This is a genomic window from Alphaproteobacteria bacterium, assembly GCA_040216735.1.
Taxonomy (GTDB): domain Bacteria; phylum Pseudomonadota; class Alphaproteobacteria; order SHVP01; family SHVP01; genus CALJDF01.
Genome location: JAVJOO010000004.1, coordinates 105,720 through 124,811, shown reverse-complemented (window position 1 = coordinate 124,811; position 19,092 = coordinate 105,720). Strand labels below are relative to the sequence as shown.

19 protein-coding genes are annotated in these 19,092 nt (G+C 62.1%); 8 read left to right on the top strand and 11 right to left on the bottom strand.

Annotated features, from left to right (window positions below; genetic code table 11):
• Positions 1 to 86 precede the first annotated feature (86 nt).
• From modA to modC, 3 genes are read left to right on the top strand one after another with little or no spacing between them, the layout of a single operon-like run.
• Positions 87 to 866, top strand: coding sequence for a molybdate ABC transporter substrate-binding protein (gene modA, locus RID42_10945; GenBank protein ID MEQ8248182.1), 780 nt, complete (start codon positions 87 to 89; stop codon positions 864 to 866).
• Complete coding sequence (modB, locus tag RID42_10940) at positions 863 to 1,564, top strand: molybdate ABC transporter permease subunit (GenBank protein MEQ8248181.1); 702 nt, start codon at positions 863 to 865, stop codon at positions 1,562 to 1,564. Before modA ends, modB begins: the two co-directional genes overlap by 4 nt.
• The gene (gene modC / locus RID42_10935) at positions 1,561 to 2,634 is read left to right on the top strand and encodes a molybdenum ABC transporter ATP-binding protein (protein ID MEQ8248180.1); all 1,074 of its coding nucleotides are present in this window, start codon (positions 1,561 to 1,563) and stop codon (positions 2,632 to 2,634) included. The genes modB and modC overlap by 4 nt, the downstream gene beginning before the upstream one ends.
• Before the next feature lie 8 nt (positions 2,635 to 2,642).
• Here modC and RID42_10930 read toward each other — a convergent pair whose 3' ends face one another.
• Both RID42_10930 and RID42_10925 read right to left on the bottom strand, forming a co-directional pair.
• Entirely contained in the window at positions 2,643 to 2,885 is a 243-nt protein-coding gene (locus RID42_10930) for a hypothetical protein (GenBank protein MEQ8248179.1), read from the bottom strand.
• A gap of 83 nt (positions 2,886 to 2,968) precedes the next feature.
• Complete coding sequence (locus RID42_10925) at positions 2,969 to 3,217, bottom strand: hypothetical protein (GenBank protein MEQ8248178.1); 249 nt, start codon at positions 3,215 to 3,217, stop codon at positions 2,969 to 2,971.
• A 257-nt stretch (positions 3,218 to 3,474) separates the two neighbouring features.
• On the opposite strand from RID42_10925, the gene RID42_10920 reads away from it, so the two are divergent.
• Complete coding sequence (locus tag RID42_10920; protein ID MEQ8248177.1) at positions 3,475 to 4,434, top strand: SPOR domain-containing protein; 960 nt, start codon at positions 3,475 to 3,477, stop codon at positions 4,432 to 4,434.
• Here the strand turns inward: RID42_10920 and RID42_10915 are convergent, their stop codons facing one another.
• The 6 genes from RID42_10915 to RID42_10890 form a co-directional block, all read right to left on the bottom strand.
• Positions 4,435 to 8,505 (bottom strand): hypothetical protein, encoded by a 4,071-nt coding sequence (locus RID42_10915; GenBank protein ID MEQ8248176.1) that lies wholly within the window; start codon positions 8,503 to 8,505, stop codon positions 4,435 to 4,437.
• A 24-nt stretch (positions 8,506 to 8,529) separates the two neighbouring features.
• The gene (locus RID42_10910) at positions 8,530 to 9,378 is read right to left on the bottom strand and encodes a hypothetical protein (GenBank protein ID MEQ8248175.1); all 849 of its coding nucleotides are present in this window, start codon (positions 9,376 to 9,378) and stop codon (positions 8,530 to 8,532) included.
• 98 nt (positions 9,379 to 9,476) lie between these two features.
• Positions 9,477 to 9,956: a hypothetical protein gene (locus RID42_10905; GenBank protein MEQ8248174.1), complete on the bottom strand. Its 480-nt coding sequence runs from the start codon at positions 9,954 to 9,956 to the stop codon at positions 9,477 to 9,479.
• A gap of 132 nt (positions 9,957 to 10,088) precedes the next feature.
• Positions 10,089 to 10,676, bottom strand: coding sequence for a hypothetical protein (locus RID42_10900; GenBank protein ID MEQ8248173.1), 588 nt, complete (start codon positions 10,674 to 10,676; stop codon positions 10,089 to 10,091).
• Between the two features lie 119 nt (positions 10,677 to 10,795).
• Entirely contained in the window at positions 10,796 to 11,374 is a 579-nt protein-coding gene (locus RID42_10895) for a hypothetical protein (protein ID MEQ8248172.1), read from the bottom strand.
• A 42-nt stretch (positions 11,375 to 11,416) separates the two neighbouring features.
• Positions 11,417 to 11,572, bottom strand: coding sequence for a hypothetical protein (locus RID42_10890; protein MEQ8248171.1), 156 nt, complete (start codon positions 11,570 to 11,572; stop codon positions 11,417 to 11,419).
• Between the two features lie 695 nt (positions 11,573 to 12,267).
• Between RID42_10890 and RID42_10885 the strand changes: the two genes are divergently transcribed.
• The 4 genes from RID42_10885 to RID42_10870 all read left to right on the top strand — a co-directional run bounded on the left by RID42_10885 (position 12,268) and on the right by RID42_10870 (position 16,462).
• Entirely contained in the window at positions 12,268 to 13,059 is a 792-nt protein-coding gene (locus RID42_10885) for a hypothetical protein (GenBank protein MEQ8248170.1), read from the top strand.
• 76 nt (positions 13,060 to 13,135) lie between these two features.
• On the top strand, positions 13,136 to 14,323 hold the full coding sequence (locus RID42_10880) for a CaiB/BaiF CoA-transferase family protein (GenBank protein MEQ8248169.1): 1,188 nt from the start codon (positions 13,136 to 13,138) through the stop codon (positions 14,321 to 14,323).
• A gap of 2 nt (positions 14,324 to 14,325) precedes the next feature.
• Positions 14,326 to 15,111 carry an enoyl-CoA hydratase gene (locus RID42_10875; protein MEQ8248168.1) on the top strand — a complete coding sequence of 262 codons (786 nt, stop codon included), beginning with the start codon at positions 14,326 to 14,328 and terminating at the stop codon, positions 15,109 to 15,111.
• 4 nt (positions 15,112 to 15,115) lie between these two features.
• Entirely contained in the window at positions 15,116 to 16,462 is a 1,347-nt protein-coding gene (locus tag RID42_10870) for an amidase (protein ID MEQ8248167.1), read from the top strand.
• Positions 16,463 to 16,534: 72 nt separating this feature from the next.
• On the opposite strand, the gene RID42_10865 is transcribed toward RID42_10870, so the two are convergent.
• The 3 genes from RID42_10865 to RID42_10855 all read right to left on the bottom strand — a co-directional run bounded on the left by RID42_10865 (position 16,535) and on the right by RID42_10855 (position 19,072).
• Complete coding sequence (locus RID42_10865; GenBank protein MEQ8248166.1) at positions 16,535 to 17,317, bottom strand: class II aldolase/adducin family protein; 783 nt, start codon at positions 17,315 to 17,317, stop codon at positions 16,535 to 16,537.
• 101 nt (positions 17,318 to 17,418) lie between these two features.
• Positions 17,419 to 18,135, bottom strand: coding sequence for a tetratricopeptide repeat protein (locus RID42_10860; protein MEQ8248165.1), 717 nt, complete (start codon positions 18,133 to 18,135; stop codon positions 17,419 to 17,421).
• A 106-nt stretch (positions 18,136 to 18,241) separates the two neighbouring features.
• Positions 18,242 to 19,072: a DUF4197 domain-containing protein gene (locus RID42_10855; GenBank protein ID MEQ8248164.1), complete on the bottom strand. Its 831-nt coding sequence runs from the start codon at positions 19,070 to 19,072 to the stop codon at positions 18,242 to 18,244.
• Positions 19,073 to 19,092 lie beyond the last annotated feature (20 nt).

Genomic DNA, 19,092 nt, shown 5'->3' with positions numbered 1-19,092 from the left:
GGCGAGCACTTAAGCCGGCAAAGAAAGGGTTGCACGGACAGCCCTTTCTTTTCGCCCAGCGTTATATATGGCCGTATATTACGCCGATGATTGCCGTCCGCGCGCTGTGTATCGCTGTCGTTGCCGCCCTTCTTGGAAGCGTGGGACCGGTGCGCGCAGCGCAGCCGGTCCTAGTCTTCGCCGCGGCAAGCGTAGCCCAGGCGGTTCAGGCGGCCGCGAAGGATTTCACGGCGCAGACCGGGGTCGCCGTTACCGTATCGGGCGCGGCAAGTTCGGCCCTGGCGCAACAGATCGCTCGCGGCGCGCCCGCCCATCTCTACATCGCGGCCCATCCACGCTGGATCGCGTTCCTCGCGGCGAAGGACGTCGTTGACCCAGCCCACACCGTCGCCCTGTTGGGCAACGACCTTGTCTTGATTGCGCCCGCGGCGCGCACCGAACCGCTGGAGCCCGCGCCCGGTTTCGCCGTCGCGGCAGCGTTGGGGTCCGACGGCCGCCTGGCGATCGGCGATCCCACGCATGTACCGGCTGGGCTCTACGCCAAACAAGCCTTGGAAACACTCGGCGTGTGGCACACGGTCGCGAACCGGTTAGCCCCTGCGGGCGACGCTGTCGCCGCGCTCACCTTCGTGGCGCGCGGCGAAACTCCGCTCGGCATTGTGTATCGCACCGATGCCGCGCTGAGCGATGCCGTGCGCATCGTCGGCACCTTCCCCGCCGGGACGCACGAGGCCATCCGCTACGATATCGCCACCGTCGCCGGCAACGCGACGACCGGAAGCGAAGCGTTTTTGCATTACCTGACATCGAATGCGGCACGAGATGTCTTCGAACGCTTCGGCTTTCGCTTTCTCCCGGAGGCATGACGGTGCTATCGGCCGAAGAGATCGAGGTCGTCTTGCTGTCGCTGCGTGTCGCGCTCTGGGCCGTCCTCGTCGGACTGCCCCCCGCAGTCCTCGCCGCCTGGCTGCTCGCCCGGGCGAGGTTTCCCGGCAAAGCGCTGGTCGACGGGCTCCTCCACCTACCTTTGGTTGTGCCGCCCGTGATCGTCGGTTACACGCTGCTTGTTCTGTTCGGACGTCAAGGCGTCGTGGGAGCGTTTCTGTACGATACCTTCGGTGTCGTGCTGGCCTTCAACTGGAAAGGAGCTGCCGTTGCCGCCGGGGTGATGGCCTTCCCGCTGATGGTACGCGCCATTCGCTTATCGATCGAGGCGATCGACAAACGGATCGAGACCGCGGCGCGCACGCTTGGCGCGGGTCCGGTGCGGGTGTTCGCCACCATTACGCTGCCGCTGGCGCTGCCCGGCATCCTGTCGGGCACAGTCCTCGCATTCGCCCGCTCCCTGGGCGAGTTCGGCGCAACGATTACGTTTGTTTCGAATATTCCGGGCGAGACCCGCACCCTACCGCTGGCGATCTACAACCTGACGCAAATTCCAGGATCGGACGCGGCCATTTTACGCTTGGTCTTGATCTCGATCGGCGTGGCCTTGCTCGCATTGGTGCTGTCGGAATTCCTGAGCCGCCGTGTGGCTGCACGAATCCGGGGCGGCCCCTTGTGATTCGCGTCGACATCCGCAAAGCCATGGGCGCTTTTACCCTCGATGCGACCTTCGAATCGGGGGACGGCGTGACCGCCCTGTTCGGCGCGTCGGGCGCGGGCAAGACATCAGTCGTCAACGCCATTGCCGGCTTGATGCGCCCCGATACGGGCCGCATCGCGGTGGACGACGTGACGCTCTTCGATTCAACGGCCCGCGTCAGTTTGGCGACCGAACACCGGGGCATCGGCTACGTCTTCCAAGAGGATCGCCTATTTCCCCATCTCACCGTGCGACGCAATCTCGTCTACGGTCGCCGGCGTAGGGCGCTGCCGGGGCCCCAACCTACGTTCGACGACGTTGTCGACCTGCTTGGTTTGGCGCCGCTCCTTTCTCGACTGCCGCACCGCCTGTCGGGCGGTGAAAAGCAACGTGTCGCGATCGGCCGCGCCGTCCTCTCGCGTCCCCGGCTTTTGCTGATGGACGAACCACTGGCCAACCTTGATGCGGCCCGCCGCGGAGAGATCCTTCCCTTCCTCGAGGGACTGTGCCGCGACCTTGCGCTGCCCATCGTCTATGTAAGCCACGCCATCGAAGAAATCGCCCGGCTTGCCGACACGCTTATCGTGATGGATCAGGGGAGGGTTCTGGCCGCCGGTAATGTGCAGGAGATCACCGCTCGGCTCGATCTGGCACCGCTAATCGCCCGCTCCGATGCAGGAACAGTCTTGGCAGGCACCATCGAGAGTCAGGATACGGCCTATCACCTCACAACGGTCGCATTCGCCGGGGGGCGCCTCATCGTGCCGGCGGTGCCAGGGGCGGTTGGAACCGCATTGCGATTGCGCATTCAGGCGCGCGATGTGGCGATCGCGACGTCGGCGCCGACCGAGATCAGTACGCTCAACTGCTTGCCGGGAATCGTCACAGCGCTTGGCGAACGACACCGTGCCCACCGCGAGATTCAGGTCGATGTGGGCGTAACGATCTTGGCGCGGATCACCGAACGTTCGGTCGTCGAGCTGGGGCTGGAACCGGGCCGTCGGGTGACGGCGTTGATCAAATCTGTCGCCGTTGAGCGAAACGAGTAGGCGCGATGTTAGGCCCCTGTGGCCACGCAGTCGCGTTCGCCCAGGGTCTTCGTGCAGGAAACCGTGGCCGGCGCAGGTTTAGGTGGCGGCGGCGGCACCTCGAAAAACTTGCCGAGGTCCGCGGCCGGCGCACACCAGAAAGCGCGCTCCGGCGGGGCGCCGAATTCGGAACCGCACGAAAACGACGTGCCACATCCGCCCAACAGAAGAACAAAGCCCACGATAACGTAGCGCCGCGCGCCGATGAGCATTGGCCTACACCTACTCCGGTAACCGATGCCGACAAGATTATCCCCGGTCGATTAACAGGCGGTTAAGGACGCTTCGTCGCCCGTCAGGGCGCATCGTCATCGTCATCATCGTAGGCCTGAATCTCGCGCACCGCCTCGACCACGAAGCCCTTATGGGCGGGGTGACGGACCTCGATCTTGCGCCGTGCCTCATCTTCACTCGTTGCGCGGACCTCCTGGTAGTGGTTCTCGGCCCAGGCGTCCTTGAGGTCTTTGTGACGTTCATGCCGCGCAACGAGTTCGCGCACGTCGCGATTGTAGACGACAACTTCGAACCGTTTCTGGTCGGCCATCGGCTTTACCCCCGTCCCCCAGGCCATCGGCCCGCAGAGAAGCCTTTCCTGCCGCCCATGCTAGGCGCTATTCAGTCGATGCCCAAAGTCTCCTTTTTTCCGGGTTGCCTTTCGCCTCTGGCCGATCCGCCGCGCTGAAGGGTAGATCCCGTGTTATGACCTTGATTTGTCACAAAATGTGGTAGAGCCCTGCCCTCCCCCATGCTACATTCTGTGCCCAAATGGGGTCGTTCGGCATATTCCGCCGTCGATTGGGAATGGTGGACCTGAATATTGGCCGGGTGCAAAACAGTTTGGATCACCAGATCGGCATGGTCTTGAGGAGCTTTGGCAGGCATTCGCGCCGTATTGCGATCCTGTCGGCGCTCGTTCTGACCCTCGGGAGTTGCAATGCCATTGGCGGCGCCTTCTCGTCGGTCGGCAGTTCCGTCCGCGGGGCAGTTTTCCCCGGCGGGGACCGCGCAAACAGCGCACAAACGGCCCAGGCGGCACAGCCGGTCGCCGCGCAACAAGCAACCACTGCCCGGAACGAGACACCGCTCGGCAGCGGAACCTCGGACGAACGGATCGCCCGCTTAGAGCAAGAAGTGACGTCGCTGCGGCAGGAACTGGCACAACTGAAGCCCAGTATCGAGCGTCTCGTGGGAATCGAAGGGGACATCAGAATCCTTCTCACGCAACTGTCGCGCCTGACCGACACCGGCGGTTCGCCTGGGGTGCCGACGGCAACCCCGGAAGCCGCCGCGCCCCCCCCACCTGCTGCCGAGCCGCCGCCGGCACAACCCGTTGCTTCTGCTAATCCGCCGGCGCTAAGGCCGGTCGACCAAGCCCAGCCCCCCGCCCCGGTGGGACAACCGCAATCGCTGCGCCCGATCCAACCGCCAGCACCCGCCGCCCAACCCGCTGCCGCGCCAACCCAACTAACCTCGATCACAGCATCGGTCGCCCCCGGCGAACAGGTCAGCGTCCATCTCGCATCGTTCCGCCAGTTGGAAGCCGCCCGCCAGGGTTGGCGGGAACTGCAAGCCGCGCACAGCGATTTGCTCGGCGGCCTGGATTACCGAATCAGCGCGGTCGATCTTTCCAGCGGTCGGGGCACGTTCTACCGCGTCAAAGCAGGCCCCTTCACTGATACCGCCAGCGCCGACGAAGTTTGCCGTTTGATGAAGTCGCGCAACGCCTATTGCGTGCTCAGCGACTTCACCGGCACGCAATAGTCACAACCGCGCCTGGGTAACCCGGCACGCCTGTCCGTCGGCGATAAGGCGGGCGCACACGGCGAGCGCGCCGATTTCGCTGAACGGCCCGGCGAGAAGCGGACGCCGCGCATCGACCGACTCGGCACTATGTAGCAGCCGCACGCTGCCGAGGGCATCCGGATATAGTCGTCGCATCAATTGCCAACCGGCATCCACGCCGGTCTGGGAGCCAAAGTCGCCTAGTCGCACGGCAATCACCCTTTCACCTTGATCGCTAACCTCCGCAGGCTCCTCCTGCGGCGACTGTGCCTGCGCTCGTTGGGGCGCAGCGATCGGGGGAAGCGGTGCCGCCAAAACAGGCAGCACGGGTTCTGCGACAACCGTAGGCTCAGCCGGACTCAAACCGGGCAATACGGGCGGCGGCAGGGCTTCCAGGGCAACAGGAACTTCGGGCACGATCGGTCGAAGGGCGCAACGCGGTACGCTCTCCCCGAGGGCCGCGCATAACGATTCAGCCCGGGTGCGCGCAAGCGGCCCGATCACCAGATCAGCTTCGCCGCCGGAGTTTGCGGCAGGCAGCCGTTCGGCACCGGCGACGTCGCTAGCGTAAAGACGGCGCAGCAACGACCAGGCGATTGCGGCCCGTTCAGAGCTGGGGTAGCGCCCGAGATCGACGAGAACATCGGGGTCAACAGGCGGCGGCGCCGGCAGCGGCGTATTCGAACCTGGGTCCGTAGCTTCCGCCTCTCTTTCGATCGGTGCCGGCGGTCCGATCGGCGCTTCGGCGACATACGGGAACAGAACGATCTCACACGGGGATTTGGCTTCAGCCAGACGGGCACAGATGTTGTCGGCGTTTCCGCGGGAAACCGGCCCAAGGAGAAGGTCGTAGGGAGAGGCCTGCTCTTCCAACGCAGTGATCAGGCGGAGGCTGCCGAGACGTTGGGGGAAGAGTTCCTTGTACACCCGCAGGCTCGCCTGGGCGCTTTCAATTGTCGGGTATTGACCGATCGAAACACCGGCGATTTTGGCGTCCGCGGGCACCGGCAACTCGATATCCGGTGGGCCCGTAACAATCTGAACCCCGAACACCGGTTCGGCCGCCGTGGCGATCGAGACACGACGGGGCGTAGGAATGACAAATCCCTGCGTCGTGACGTTCTCCGGCGCGAGTTGGAGCGTGTACTCGCCCGGTAAGACGTTGACGAATAAAAAGAAACCGTCGAACAACGTGGTCTGGGTGTCGACAACCTCACCGGCAGCGTTGCGCAGTTCCACCGTCGCTCCCGGTAACGGCAGCAGGGGTTGATCGGGTCGAAGGGCGACGACTGTCCCATCGACCTCGGTTGTCAACGCTACCGGAAACTCCAACACATGGGTGAATCCGGGTCTCGGCAGAATTGAACGCCCCGTGCCGACCGGTGCCAAGAAGGGATCAGGCAGGCTGCCGGGCCGGATACGAACGTCTGTCAGAAGGTACGGCGGTAGCCGTTGCACCAACGCTACGCCGTCTTCGTCCGTCTGCTGGGAGCGATTGGATTGGACGGCCTCGATTCGCGCCCCTTCGATTACACTCTCGCCGGGGTCGAGAACCTGATTGAGGTTGTCGTCCCGGTAGACCCGCGCGGCAACCGCGCCGTCGTTGGAAAAGGAGTTGCCGGCGAGAATAGCCTTGCCGCTGAAGGGGTCGCGCGCGGCGGAGAAGCGAAGGTTGACGAACGCAAAGAGCTGATCGTTCGAATCGTACGACAGGCTGGGACTGAGAATAAAGCGGTCGAATTGCCAGTTGAGGCCGAGGCTCACCGCGTCGCGCTGGGAGATCAAAAAACGCTGCAGGCCAAGCCTCGCCTGCGTTCGGCTGTTGACCGTCCAATTGAAGTCGGCGTCTAGCTGCGTCAGGCGTTGTTCCTCGATCACGCGGTAGTTGGTACCGAGCCTTGCCACTACGGGAAACACCAAACCGGTCAGTGAGAACAAGCCGCTCAGTTGACGGGTCACACCGGCGTTCGTCTCCGTGCGCGTCCAATCGAGGCTGTTGGAGGCGCGAATCCGACCGCTGCCAAGAGAATTGCGCAGTGTAGCCTGATCGACGATCGTGCCCGTTCCGGCAACGGACCGCGACGCATCGGCGCTATACGGTAAGCTAAAAGCGCCCGCAACAGGGATCGATCCGGAGAGCCCGACGGAAAAGCGATCGTTGTTCCCTGTCCCTGAAGCGCGCGTGAGGTCGTAACGAAGGCTGAGGCTTTGATCTCGAAAGGTAGTCCGGTAAGAACTGTTGAGCGACCAGCCCTTGTTCAGCGACGACGTCGCGCTCAATGACGCGAACCCGCCGTAAAGTTGTGAGCCGAATCCCGCTTGCACCGTGCCGGTTGACGGTTCTTCGACGTTCGTAAATGACAAACCGGCATTCACGCTCTGCCCCGACTCCAGAGTTTTTTGGGCCGTGACGCCGGCGCCAAGCGGCTGATCCCCTAGGTTTGTCTCGGAGAGTTGAAGAATGGGATTGCCCGGCTTTGTGATCGCCGCCGAATAGGTCGGCAAATTCGCGCGTTCCCCGACGGAGGTAACGTTTCGCACTTCGCGTTGTTCGCGCCGGTCGCCCTGAGGCCCATAGAAGATCAGCTGGAAGTTATTCTGACCCAGCAGCAACGGGACGTTTCGGAATTCGTAGCGTCCGTCGTCGCCGACGGTAACCAGATTCAAGAGAACATCGTTCCGGTAGAGTTCGATGTCCGTCCCGGGTTGTTCGGTCCCCACGAAGTCGGTTGTCGAGCCAAGATTCTGAACGCCGCTCGTATTGTTCGTCACAAACGCACCGACACCGCTCGCGATCGGCAAGCCGACGCCGGCAACGTCCCCCGCCTCCACGCGGGTCGCTTGGAGCGGCCCCAGCAGACCGCCGGTTGGATCTTCCCGTCGCAAGGAAATACGGGCGGAATTGAACAGATCGTCTTGGTTGCCGCCAAGGAACACATCGCCGGTCGCAAAGCCCAGGTCGCCGCGTCCGATAACCGAATAGGTTTGGGTCGTCCGCGCCCTCTGCCCAGGAGCCGTAAAGTACGACGAGGCCAAAGCCACATCGATGAGAGGTTGCGCGATGAGCCGATAGGGTTCGTCTTGGAACGGCTGCTCAGGCGCACGAATGGCGCCCCGGCGCGCCTCGGCAAAACGTTGTTGACGTTCGAATCGCTGCTGGAGCGGTAGCGGCGTTTCCGGCACCAATGTGACGACGAGTAAACGAAAGTCGACATCCAATCTGACCCCGAACCAGGCGGCAAAGGTGTCGCTATGAACGAAGATGGTGTCGTCTGTCCGCTGTACGTCCGCTGGATCGACCGGAACAGTCTCCCCCTCAATCACCGCAGATCCGAGATCGAGATTCAATTCGAACGTATGGGTCGGGTCGATAAAGAACCCAGAAGCCGTCCCCGCTGCGGCATCGACATCGATCGAGAAATCCAAAAGCTGCGAGATTTCCGCAAGATCGACCATGATTCCGTCGCCCTGCTTGATCGTAAAGATCGATTGGACGAATCGCCGGTTGTCAATCTGGACTTCCAGAATGAGTTCTTCTCCGTCCAATATCCCCGCATCGTCTCGTTGGAGGCGTAGGGTCGCCTCAGTGATCTCCGGAGCGTCTTCTACGAGAGGACGGTCGAGTAACGGTCCGCGAAGTCGGCTTACGAACTCACGTCCAAGACGCTCCCGCGCGTCGGCTTGCGTTTCTTCGGTGTCGGTCAGGGCAAGGAGCCGGCGGGCCAGGTCGGCTTCGGGGCCGGTTAGCGGCGGCGGCGGCGCGGCCGCGATGGCCGGCGGCAAATCGTCGGGTCGCGGTTCATCCGTTCCAGCGGGCGCCGGTGGTGGGATGAGGGGAGCGGTCGCCACGGGCCCTTCTGGGGCGCTCGCTTCGACGGGGCCCGAGGATTCTCGTTCCGGATTCTCAAGCCGTTTGAGGAGTTCCTCTGCAAGACCGGTCAGGCCCGACGATTGCTGCGCGACCGACGGGCCGCCTGCGACAAGGAAGCAAAGGCCAACCGCAGCACACACAACTGCATGCCGAATTCCCTGGTCGCCATTTCGCTGCACGGCTGCGCTCCGGTTCCGGTGCGCCTAATTCCCTACCTGAAAACTTTGGTCAAGCCATATTCGGCCGGCGTATTCGTCGGCACCTTCGTAGAGGATCCTAATGATCCCACTAGTAAACGGCTCCGTATCGAGGAGCACCGTCGAGGTCCGGGACTGAACGTCGGGGAACAGCGCCACGTTTTGCAGCAACCCGATTTGACGTTCCGGTCCGTTGGTTGTGTTACGCAGAAAAACCTTCAGCCTGCCGTAAGCGCTGAAATTCCCGTCTTGAAGAAGTTGGACCTTAAGACCCAATCGATTGAGTTCGTCGGTGTTGAACTCGGCGCCGCCAAGGCGAGCGCCCGCCGCACCTTGACCGTGGCGGATCATGATCGGAATGGCGAAACCGAGGTTCATGAATACTTGAATGGCCGCGCCGCCGCCTGCCGACTGCCGCGCCGCCCTGCGGGCGCTTTCGTCGATCGCAACAAACGCGAGATGGGAACGGTATTCTCCCGGCGGGAGATCGGCCGGCAATCGAAGCGCAAGGCGGACCTGCTGCGTTTCGCCGGGGCCGAGCGTAACCTGGCGCGGGCTGAAACGAACATGGCGGCTTGCGATTCGCATGGTCGGACCGGGTTCCGCAACTTCTTCGTATTGCCCGTCGGGGGTGGCCGCCTTCTCCTGCCATTCCAGGCGGTAAGTCTGCGCGTTGTTGCCCTGATTGCGCAGGATAACGGTCGCCGCACGATCGCGCCCTTCAAAGATGACCCGAAGCGGGCTGATGAGCAGTTGCGCCGACGCCGCGTTTGCAATGCCCGCAACGAGGAAAAGGACGATCAGCGCCGACCGGAGAACCGACGAAAAACGAAATGAGATACGCATATGAAGCATGTGATTGCCCAGTTTGAAAAAGCTCGGTCCTGCTTCTTCCTACCGCGAGCATGGTTAACGTTTTGCTAATCTGGGTGCAACCCTTTTGGCCCGGCGCCCTAGTAGTTCACGATCAGCGAGGCCATGCCAAAATAGGGCCGGTCGTCGTAGGGAACGCCGTTCCCCGACGTGACCAAGGTGCCGGCAACAAAAATCGTCGCGCTCCCGGTTGCGTCTGTCGAAATATCGGAAAGGTAGACAAAGGCGACGTTAAACGTTTTGCCCGACCCGTTGCCGTCCTCGGAAAGGACGATATTCGCGATGCTCAGGTTCAAGGCCGTAGAGGCCTGGAAGCCGGTCGCGAGAAACTCTGCCCTTTGCGGCGGCGCGATTGCAATGATGTTCGATGTTGTCGTGTAGGTCCCGTTGAGGTTGAGGACCAACCGTTCGACCGCCGCGTTGCTTCGAATCGCGATCGTCCCGAACGAGAACGGCTGCAGGAGCGTTGTCGTCTGCGCCCACCCCTGCGCTGGACCGACGACGAGCGCGATCACGAAGAGAATTAGGCGCATCGTCGAGAGGCGATATCCAGCGCTCAATTCATTGACTCCGTTTCGACAGTGACGCGATCGTAATTGGTAAACCTTGACGCGCCGTAAACAAACAAAAACCCCGCAGATAGCGAACTATCCGCGGGGCCTTGTCTCTTGGATCGACGGTTTTACGAAACCTTAGAACGCAAAGGTAACGGAGAACGATCCCGTATAAGTGCCGTCGGAGTACGCATTGGTGACTTGCTGTTTGGTCGTCAGCGTTCCACCAACGTTGACCGTCAGAGCGCCAGCGGCACTTGTGGTGTTGTTGAAGCCCGCAGCCACAGCGGAAGGCGTGAAGAAGAAGCCCGGGGCGTTAGCGTCGGCCGGGTTGCTTAGCGAAATTTGCGACCCATTGGTGATGGTAATCGCCGTGCTCGGCGGAGCCGAGTCAATAGCGATCACACCGGGGGTCGGCGCGACGATGCTCAAGAGCCGGGAGGCGTTGCCACCCGCCCCTTGGGTGACGGCTGTGGTACCCGAGTTCGCTTGGAGCACGATCTGAGCCTGGGTGCCAACAGTCGTCGTATCCGATACTGCCGCAACGGTCCCGAACGTCAGCGGGGTCGTCATCCCGACGTTGAAGGTGTTCTGAACCGTGACGGAAGCCGTGTAGTTGACCGTCTGGCTCTGTGCAAGGGCCGTACCGGTCATCCCAGCGAACGCAACACCCGCAAGAGCGACAACCGCCAAGGCACTGAGTTTGCTTATTAATCTATTGAACATGTTATCTACCTAGCCTGTCCGCAGAAGACGTCGGCGTCCAACGCGGACCAATTATTTGAGAAGTGCATTTTCGTAGGCCGGACCGAACCGGCCTACGAAAACAAAGAGCCTACAACGTCCTAGAACGCGAACGTTACGGCGTACGTCCCGGTGTACGTGCCGTCGGAATAGGCGCCCGACACCTGCTGCTTGGTCGTCAGCGTCCCGCCCACATTGACCGTCAACGTACCGGTCGCACTGGTGGTGCTGCTGAAGCCAGCCCCAACCGCGGACGGCGTGAAGAAGAACCCAGGCGCAGTCCCATCGGCCGGGTTCGTCAATGAGATCTGCGCGCCGTTGGTGATCGTCAGAGCCGTGCTCGGCGGTGCGGCCGAGATACTGATCACGCCAGGGGTCGGCGCAACGATGCTGAGCAGACGAGAGGTGTTACCCACGCCCTGCGTGACAGCTGCCGTGCCCGAGTTGGCCTGCAACACAATTTGCGCCTGGCTGGTGCCGAGCGTGGTGTCCGAAACAGCGGCCACCGTACCGAACGACAGCGGGGTCGTGTTGGCGACGGTAAAGGTGTTCTGAACGGTAACCGAAGCGGTGTAGTTAACGGTCTGGCTTTGGGCCTTCGCATCCTGCGCGCCAAAAGCCACGACAGCGAGCGCCGCAACAGCGGCAAACGCAACATGGTGAAGTTTGAAAAGTTTCATTTTACTCATCCCTACTTTGAAGTGGTTCCTCGTTTAGGCTGCCTATAGTTCGAGGGATTCTCTCCCGATCGTCACCTTCACCACCTGGCGGGCGGCTTGGGCCTGGAACCCGTCGTTCTGACTAAGCTCCGTTACCGGTGAGAATTTCTTCTCAGGCGTTCCTGTAATGGCGCGCCCTCTTATGCGACCGACAACCATCGACCGCCCCTTAGAGGTCCTGCGAAACTTCCGGCCGCTGTTGAAAGCGATCGGCGTTAACAGGGTTGTTGCGTCGAGAGGGCAATTTCAATTCCATTTCCCTACCTAAGCGTCCAACATCCTCTTACGACAGTTCTACCGCCGGTAGATGTGTCAACGATCACACTCCGGCAACTTCACCGCCAACTTTGGTGGCGTCCCTTCCAACCGGACCGTCATCAAATCCGCTATTTCAGCGGCTTCGATGTCGTTGGCTTTCCGGGCACCACACTCCCGGTAACTAATTAGCAAGTTCCGGGCCAACTCGAAGTCCTCGAAATATTGCTCGTAATAGTTGTTAAAATTCGAATTATCTTTGAATTTCAACGTGTCCCCGTGGATGCCCCTCTTGGTTAATAACAAGATGCGCGGTAAGTCATTCCCACCCCCGGCATCTTTTACCCGGCAATATTTGCCGCAGATGCACCCGGCAGGGCCTTTTCTGCCCGGGACCACGAAAATCAGGTGCTCGGTGGCGTTTTTTTACAATTGTCATGGTGCGTTATTACCTAGCACAGGCTTTTCGCGCCGCCGATTGGTACCGAACCGTTACGAACGCGTAGGAGCAAGTATCGCGATAGGTATTTCTCTTCAACGAAACCTTCATTCAAATTTTCGGCGATTGTCGTTAGTTCGTCGATGAACAGAGTACCGTGTTGCTTGATTCCGGAGGGGCGAACCGGATTGGCACAGAAATTCTGTTTCATTACTGTACGGTTGCAATGCAACCCGTCCGAACCCTCGCCGCTTCGCTCCAGCGCTGGACGTATTTGATCCCCCTCGGGACGGCGTGGATGATCGGCCTCGTGACCTGGCAACATTGGACTTATTTCCTGGGCATGACGCTGCTCGCGCTTGGGCCGGCAATTGTGGGCTGCGCCGACCCGGTGGGAGAACTTATTGACTATGCCGGTCGCGAACGCCGACGGCGCGATCAGGCTTTGGCTCGACGGGCGACGGTGACCCAACATGCGGTCGGATTCCTACGCCAGATTCAGCAGCAAAGTGCCGAAGAACTGCGCTTGATGTCGCAATGCTTGATCCGCGACCGCAATGGATTCGCGCGCGATGCGGCAGACCCCGTGGTCCAAAAACTGCTGGAACGGGGATTTGCCTATGCCGAAACCGGCTTCACGCCGGCCGGTTTCCCCTTCTACTTCACCGACCGTACCTGGGTCTTGATGAGCGAACTGCGCGACGAGGTCTTTGCCGCGCACGACCGTATCGGAACCCCGCCGCTCACCCCGGTTAAGCCACCGCGGCGCCGCTTCCATCTTGGTTGGGCGATCTACGACCTGTTTTTCGTCATATTGAAAGGCCCGGTTGTACTGTTGGTGGTCCTGACCGGTGCTGGATTCGCTTGGTTTGCCTATATCGCAGTCATGGCCGCGGTGATTGTCGTCATGGTGTCGGCGGGTTACGCGGTGGGCTGGCTATTGGGATTCTAGCCAGCTTGCCGGACTTAATTGGAACTGCAATTTGGCGTAACGTCGCCGCTCCACCGCCGTTGCAAGCTGAACCAGTATGCCCCGTATACCAGCCTCTGACGCCCTGAAACGCTTCACCGTGCTCGATCTCACGCGCGCCCGGGCCGGCCCAACGGCAGCGCGGATGCTGGCTGACTGGGGCGCCGACGTGATCAAAATCGAGGCGCCATTCACCGCCGGTGCGCGCGACCCGATGGCCGAAGATCGCCGCGATCCCGACTTCACGAACCTTCATCGCAACAAACGCAATATCACCCTCGACCTTAAGAAGCCTGAAGGCGTTGCCGTCTTTAAACGCCTCGCGGCCAGCGCCGATGTCGTGCTGGAAAACTACCGCCCCGCCGTGAAGGACCGGCTCGGCATCGCTTACGACGATCTCCGGCCTCTCAACCCACGCCTCGTCTACGGCTCGATCTCAGGGTTTGGTCAGGACGGTCCCTACAGCGATCGTCCCGGCGTCGATCAAATCGCACAAGGGATGGGCGGCTTGATGTCGATCACCGGGCTACCCGGACAAGGCCCGGTTCGAGTCGGCATTCCGATTTCCGACCTTTGCGCCGGTATTCTCCTAGCCTACGGCGTCCTCGCGGCGTTGCATGAACGCGAAGTGTCGGGCGAAGGCCAGTGGGTCAACACGTCGCTGCTGGAAGCGATGATCCACATGCTCGATTTCCAAGCGGCCCGTTGGCTGATCGCGGAGGACGTCCCCGCGCAAGCCGGTAACGATCACCCGACCCACGCCCCGATGGGTGTGTTCACCGCTGCCGACGGCCACCTCAACATCGGGGTCACCGGGCGGCTAATCTGGGAGCGGTTTTGTGCGGCGATCGACGCACCGGGATTGGTCGACGACCCGCGTTTTCGCTCGTCCGCAGAACGCTGGCAGCGGCGTGACGTGTTACGTGACGAGATCAACGCCAAACTGGCTGGCAACACGGTCGCCCACTGGGTCGCGACACTGAATGCCGCGGGTGTGCCAAGCGGGCCGATCAATACCATCGATCAAGTCTTTGCGGACCCCCAGGTGCGGCATCTTGGCATTGCGCAAGAACCCGCAAACGGCGACCCTGTGACACTGGTCGGTCAGGCCATCCGCATGTCGCGCACGCCGAGCCACGTTCAGAGCGCACCACGTCGCCACGGCGAAGATACCGACACCATCCTCGAAGCGTTCGGCTACGCCGCGGACGAGATTGCCGCGCTCCGCACCAAGGAAGTGATTTAGCTATGACCAACAAAATTCTCACCAAGCGGAACGGTGCCGTCGCCTGGATCGTGTTCAACAACCCCGAACGCCACAACGCGGTGTCGCTCGACATGTGGCAAGGCGCGTTCGATGCCCTCGCCGGGTTCAAATCCGACCCGGCAATCCGGTTGATCGGCATCACCGGCGCCGGCGACAAGGCGTTCATCTCGGGCGCGGACATTTCCAAGTTCGAAGACGAACGCGCGCAAGCCGAAGCGGTCAAGAAATACGACCAGGTATCGACTGGCTTCGTCGAGGCGCTGGCGACAATCGAGAAACCAACGCTCGCGCGAATCGACGGGTATTGCCTGGGGGGCGGGTTGAACGTTGCACTGTGTTGCGACCTCCGCATCGCGAGTGAGGATTCGCAGTTCGGCATTCCCGCGGCCAAGCTCGGCCTCGGATACGTCTACAAGAACTTTCGCCGGCTCGCCGATGTCGTCGGTCTCGCCCACGCGCGGGAAATTACCTATACCGGCGAACGTATCGGCGCGCTCCGGGCCTATCAGATGGGTCTTATCACGCGGATGGTCCCGAAGTCGGGACTGGACGACGCCGTTGCCAAGATGACCGACACCATCGCCGCCAACGCGCCGCTGACCGTGCGCGCCTTCAAGATCAACGCACTGGAACACGCGAAGGATCCGGCAGACCGCGACTTGGACCGCACCCGCGACGCAGTGAAGGCATGTTTCGAGAGCCAAGATTATGTCGAGGGCCGCCGCGCCTTCATGGAAAAACGCAAACCGGCTTTCGAAGGGCGCTAGTGCGATGACCTATTCACCAAAGACGCCCCACCCCGGATTCATCGCGGCACGGGCAAATTTCCTTGCCGGGCGCGATACGCCGCGCGACTTTCTCGAACGCGGCCTCGCCGTGATCGATTCGCGCGATACCGACGTCAGGGCGTTCGTCGTCACCGACTTCGCCGCCGCGCGGGCGAGCGCCGATGCCGCAACCCAGCGCTATAAGGAAGGCAATCCACGCTCGCTGCTCGACGGCTGCCCGCTCGCGGTCAAAGACATGATCTATACCGCCGACCTACCGACGCAGATGGGCAGCCCGCTCTACAAGGACTGGCGCGCACCGGTGGATGCTGCGTGCGTCCACGCTCTGCGCGCGGCGGGCGCGGTTCTGGTTGGAAAAACAGTGACGACTGAATTTGCCGCCGGTCACACCAACGAAACCCGCAACCCCTTCGATCTCGAACGCACCCCGGGTGGATCGTCATCGGGATCCGGCGCCGCCGTCGGCGCAGGCATGATCCCGCTGGCGCTGGGCACGCAAACCCGCGGGAGCGTGATCCGGCCGGCGGCGTTCAACGGGGCGGTTGGGTTCAAACCGAACCTTACCTCGATCCACACCGGCGGCGTCCATCCGCTTTCTCCAACCCTCGACCATGTCGGGATCATCGGCGCTGCCCTAGATGACGTCTGGGCCGCCGCGCACATCATGGCGGCGCTGCCAGGTGGCGTGACCGGTCACCGCGCGTTACCCGGCGCACCCGACCTGCCGCCCGCGAGGGTACCCCGGCGTCTTGCACTGCTGCCGCTTGCCGAATGGAACGACGCCGGACCGGCGACACTTGCCGCGACCGAGTCCGCGTTGACGGCGCTGCGCGCCGCCGGATGCGAGATCGTGACGCCCGACGACGACCGCCCCCTCGCCGCGCTGCAGGACAAACTCCTGTCGATCATTGACGCCGATTCGTTCGATATCTTCGGGTACGAAATGCAGTGGCCGTTCGCGGCCTATCCCGCCGAAAAACTCAACCCGCGTCTAAACGATTTGCTGGCCCGCGGCCGGGCGGTGGGCGAAAAGCGTTACCACGCAGCCCTCGCGCACCGCGATGCGCTGCGGGCGTTGACCCAAGACTTCGCGCACCGGTTCGATGCGTTCATTACCCTGGCCTGTACCGGACCCGCGCCGGTCGGCCACGAGGAAACCGGGAGCCGTCACTATCAGGTGCCCTGGTCGTACCTCGGATATCCCTGCTTCACGTTGCCCGTCCTCGCGGCAAATGGCCTTCCGGTCGGCCTCCAAGTGATGGGGTATGAGACGCGCACGGCCGACCTCGCCGCCATCGCACGCTGGACGACCGAAACCGTCTTGGGGTGAGCAATCGTCTGCGTCTAGGGACCGGTCAACTTAGCGCGAGCCGCCAGAAGAAGAAGCGCGGTCCCCCTCCGCCTAGACCGCGTATTCGGCGCCCAGGTCGTCGAGCCATCCCAGCAGGGCGTCCCACTCCATCGTGTCGTTGCGCGAGGTTGGGAAGCCGGCAAACTGCTGGGCGGTAAACTCCTGGACTTCTTCGGTGGGCAAATGGATCTCGGCCCCGGTTTGCATCGCCAGGAGTTGGGAGCGGCAGGCCACCTCGAGATTGTCGCAAATCGCGAAGGCCGTCCCGACGGTCGCGCCCGCCACCAGGACGCCGTGATTGCGCAACATCATCGCGTTGTGGGGCCCAAGGTCGCGCTTGAGGCCCTCCTTCTCCGCATCGTCCAGCGCGACGCCTTCGTACTCGTGATAGCCGATGCGGTTATGGAACTGCAGGGCGTGCTGGCTCATGGGCAACAGGCCGACCTTCAAGGACGACACGGCAATGCCCGCGTCGGTGTGATGGTGCAGTACGCACCCGACATCGGGGCGGCCCTCCAGCACGGCACTGTGGATAATCGATCCAGCCGGGTTCACGGGGTCGTCGTCGGGGTCGATGCGCTCGCCGTTCTTGTCCACTTCGACGAGCGACGACGCAGTGACCCGGTTGAAGAGCAACCGGTCGGGCTTCAAGAAAAAATGTCCATCCGTTCCGGGCACCCGCGCCGACAAATGGGTGTTGATGCCGTCCGTCCACCCCTTCTTGTCAAAGAGCTGGTAGCAAGCGGCCAGATCGACCCGGGCCTTCCAGACTTCGGGCGAATAGTCGTTGCGGCGGGCACGCGCGTAGACATCGGCGGCGGTTGAAACGGTCACGGTATCCTCCCGGGTTGTCGCAGACCGGGATCATAGCGGGACGACCGCCCCCTCGTCACCGTCCCGCGCGCGCTGCCCCCAGTGCGAGCAAGCGGGTGCGGTCAGTTCGGCTGGATGGCGTCGTCGTCCGGCCTGACGGAGCCGACCGTGTCGATCGCGGTGAGCGTGGGCAACGTCCCGCGCGCGTTGCGCTCGCCCTCGTAATACTGGCTCTTACGGCGAGCGGAGTTGAGGTAGGCAACAGTGCGCCGCCCGTTGCCTGACCCGAGGAACTCGCCAATTCGCTCGCGCAACTGCGCTTTTTCGTCGTCGGTCATATTGGCGGCCAGACGCGGCAGAATCGACATCGCCAAATGGTTCGAGCGAAGGCGGTCGGCCTCGGTCAATTTCATTTCGATAGAGGTCATGTTGAAAACCGCCAGGGGCTGGCCCTGGAGGGCGGCAAGGCGAAACCATGTATAGCCCCGCGCGAGATCGCGGTCCGCTCCTTCGCCGTTCACATAGAGCGCACCCAGGTTCACCATCGAGTTGGGATTGCCGCGTTCTGCTGCTGTGCGGTACCAGTCGCGCGCCTGCGCCACGTTCTGTTCGACGCCCCAGCCCTTTTCGTAGAGATAGCCCAGCGAGTGTTGCGCCCAGACATCACCGCCTTCGGCGAGCGGGCGCCAAATATCGGCAGCTTCGGTGTAGGCGCCGCGATCGAACGCCGCTTGACCCTCGGCGAACCCCGCCGCGGCGGGAAACGCAAAGGCCAGTGCAAGCGCGATGGCGAGCGCCGCGGTGAGAACGATTGTCTTAAGAACTCTAATGTCGACCATGAATCCCCTCCCAGAGATTACCCTCACGCGGGCAGTCTGGAGGCTCATGGTTAACGGTCCCTTAAAGTGGCCGCAGGGAGGACAGGCCGAAACCGTCGGAATACGCCTAACTTGCTGCACCAAATACCTTTTTCAGAATATCCGTGGTGCGTTTGACGGGTTGATCGCGAATCGCCGCCTCTTCCCGCGCCAAATACAAGAAAAGCCCGTCCAGCGCGCGGTCCAGTACGTGATTGCTCAAATCGGCCTTCACGTCCGGCACGAAGGGGATGTCCTTGTAGCGCGCGATGGTCCGGTCGTAGGCCTGGATCGCGCCAACTTGCTGCAGGGTATCGTCAACCACCGGGCGCATAGTCGTGCGTAGCGGATCGGACATCGTCCGGCGGAAGTACTGGGTCGCGGCATCGTTGGGGCCTTTATAGATCGCCTGTACGTCTTCCAATGTCATTTGGGCGATGGCATCCCAAAAGAGCTGTTTCGCCTGCGGTGCCGCCGCTTCAGCCGCGCGGTTCAGCTTCAACTCCAAATCGTCGACCATCGACGCCAACCCGATTCGCGACAATGTTCGCTGCACCCGCTGCATATTCTCGGGCAAAGGGATGTGGATTTCCGGATCGGCGTTGAAACCGTCCTGCGTGCCGACTTGGGCAACGACCCGCTCGCTGCCCACCTTGAGCGCGTCGCGCAATCCCTCGGCAATCTCGGCAACGGACAATGCCGTAGCGCTGGTCTGGCCGTCGCCAGACAGGGCTGGAACCGATTTGGTAATTGTTTCGAGCGCGCCGCGGCCACGTTTGAGCAAATCCGAGCCCTGGGCCTGCGCTCCCAGCGGCGCCAGAGTCACGGCTAGCGCGGTACAAAGGCAGATCGTCTGCAGGACATGCCCCGCCGGAAATTTACGCCCGGGACCGCGGTATGAGGGCCGTTTTCGCGCCATGGTGCGTTCTCCTACTATAC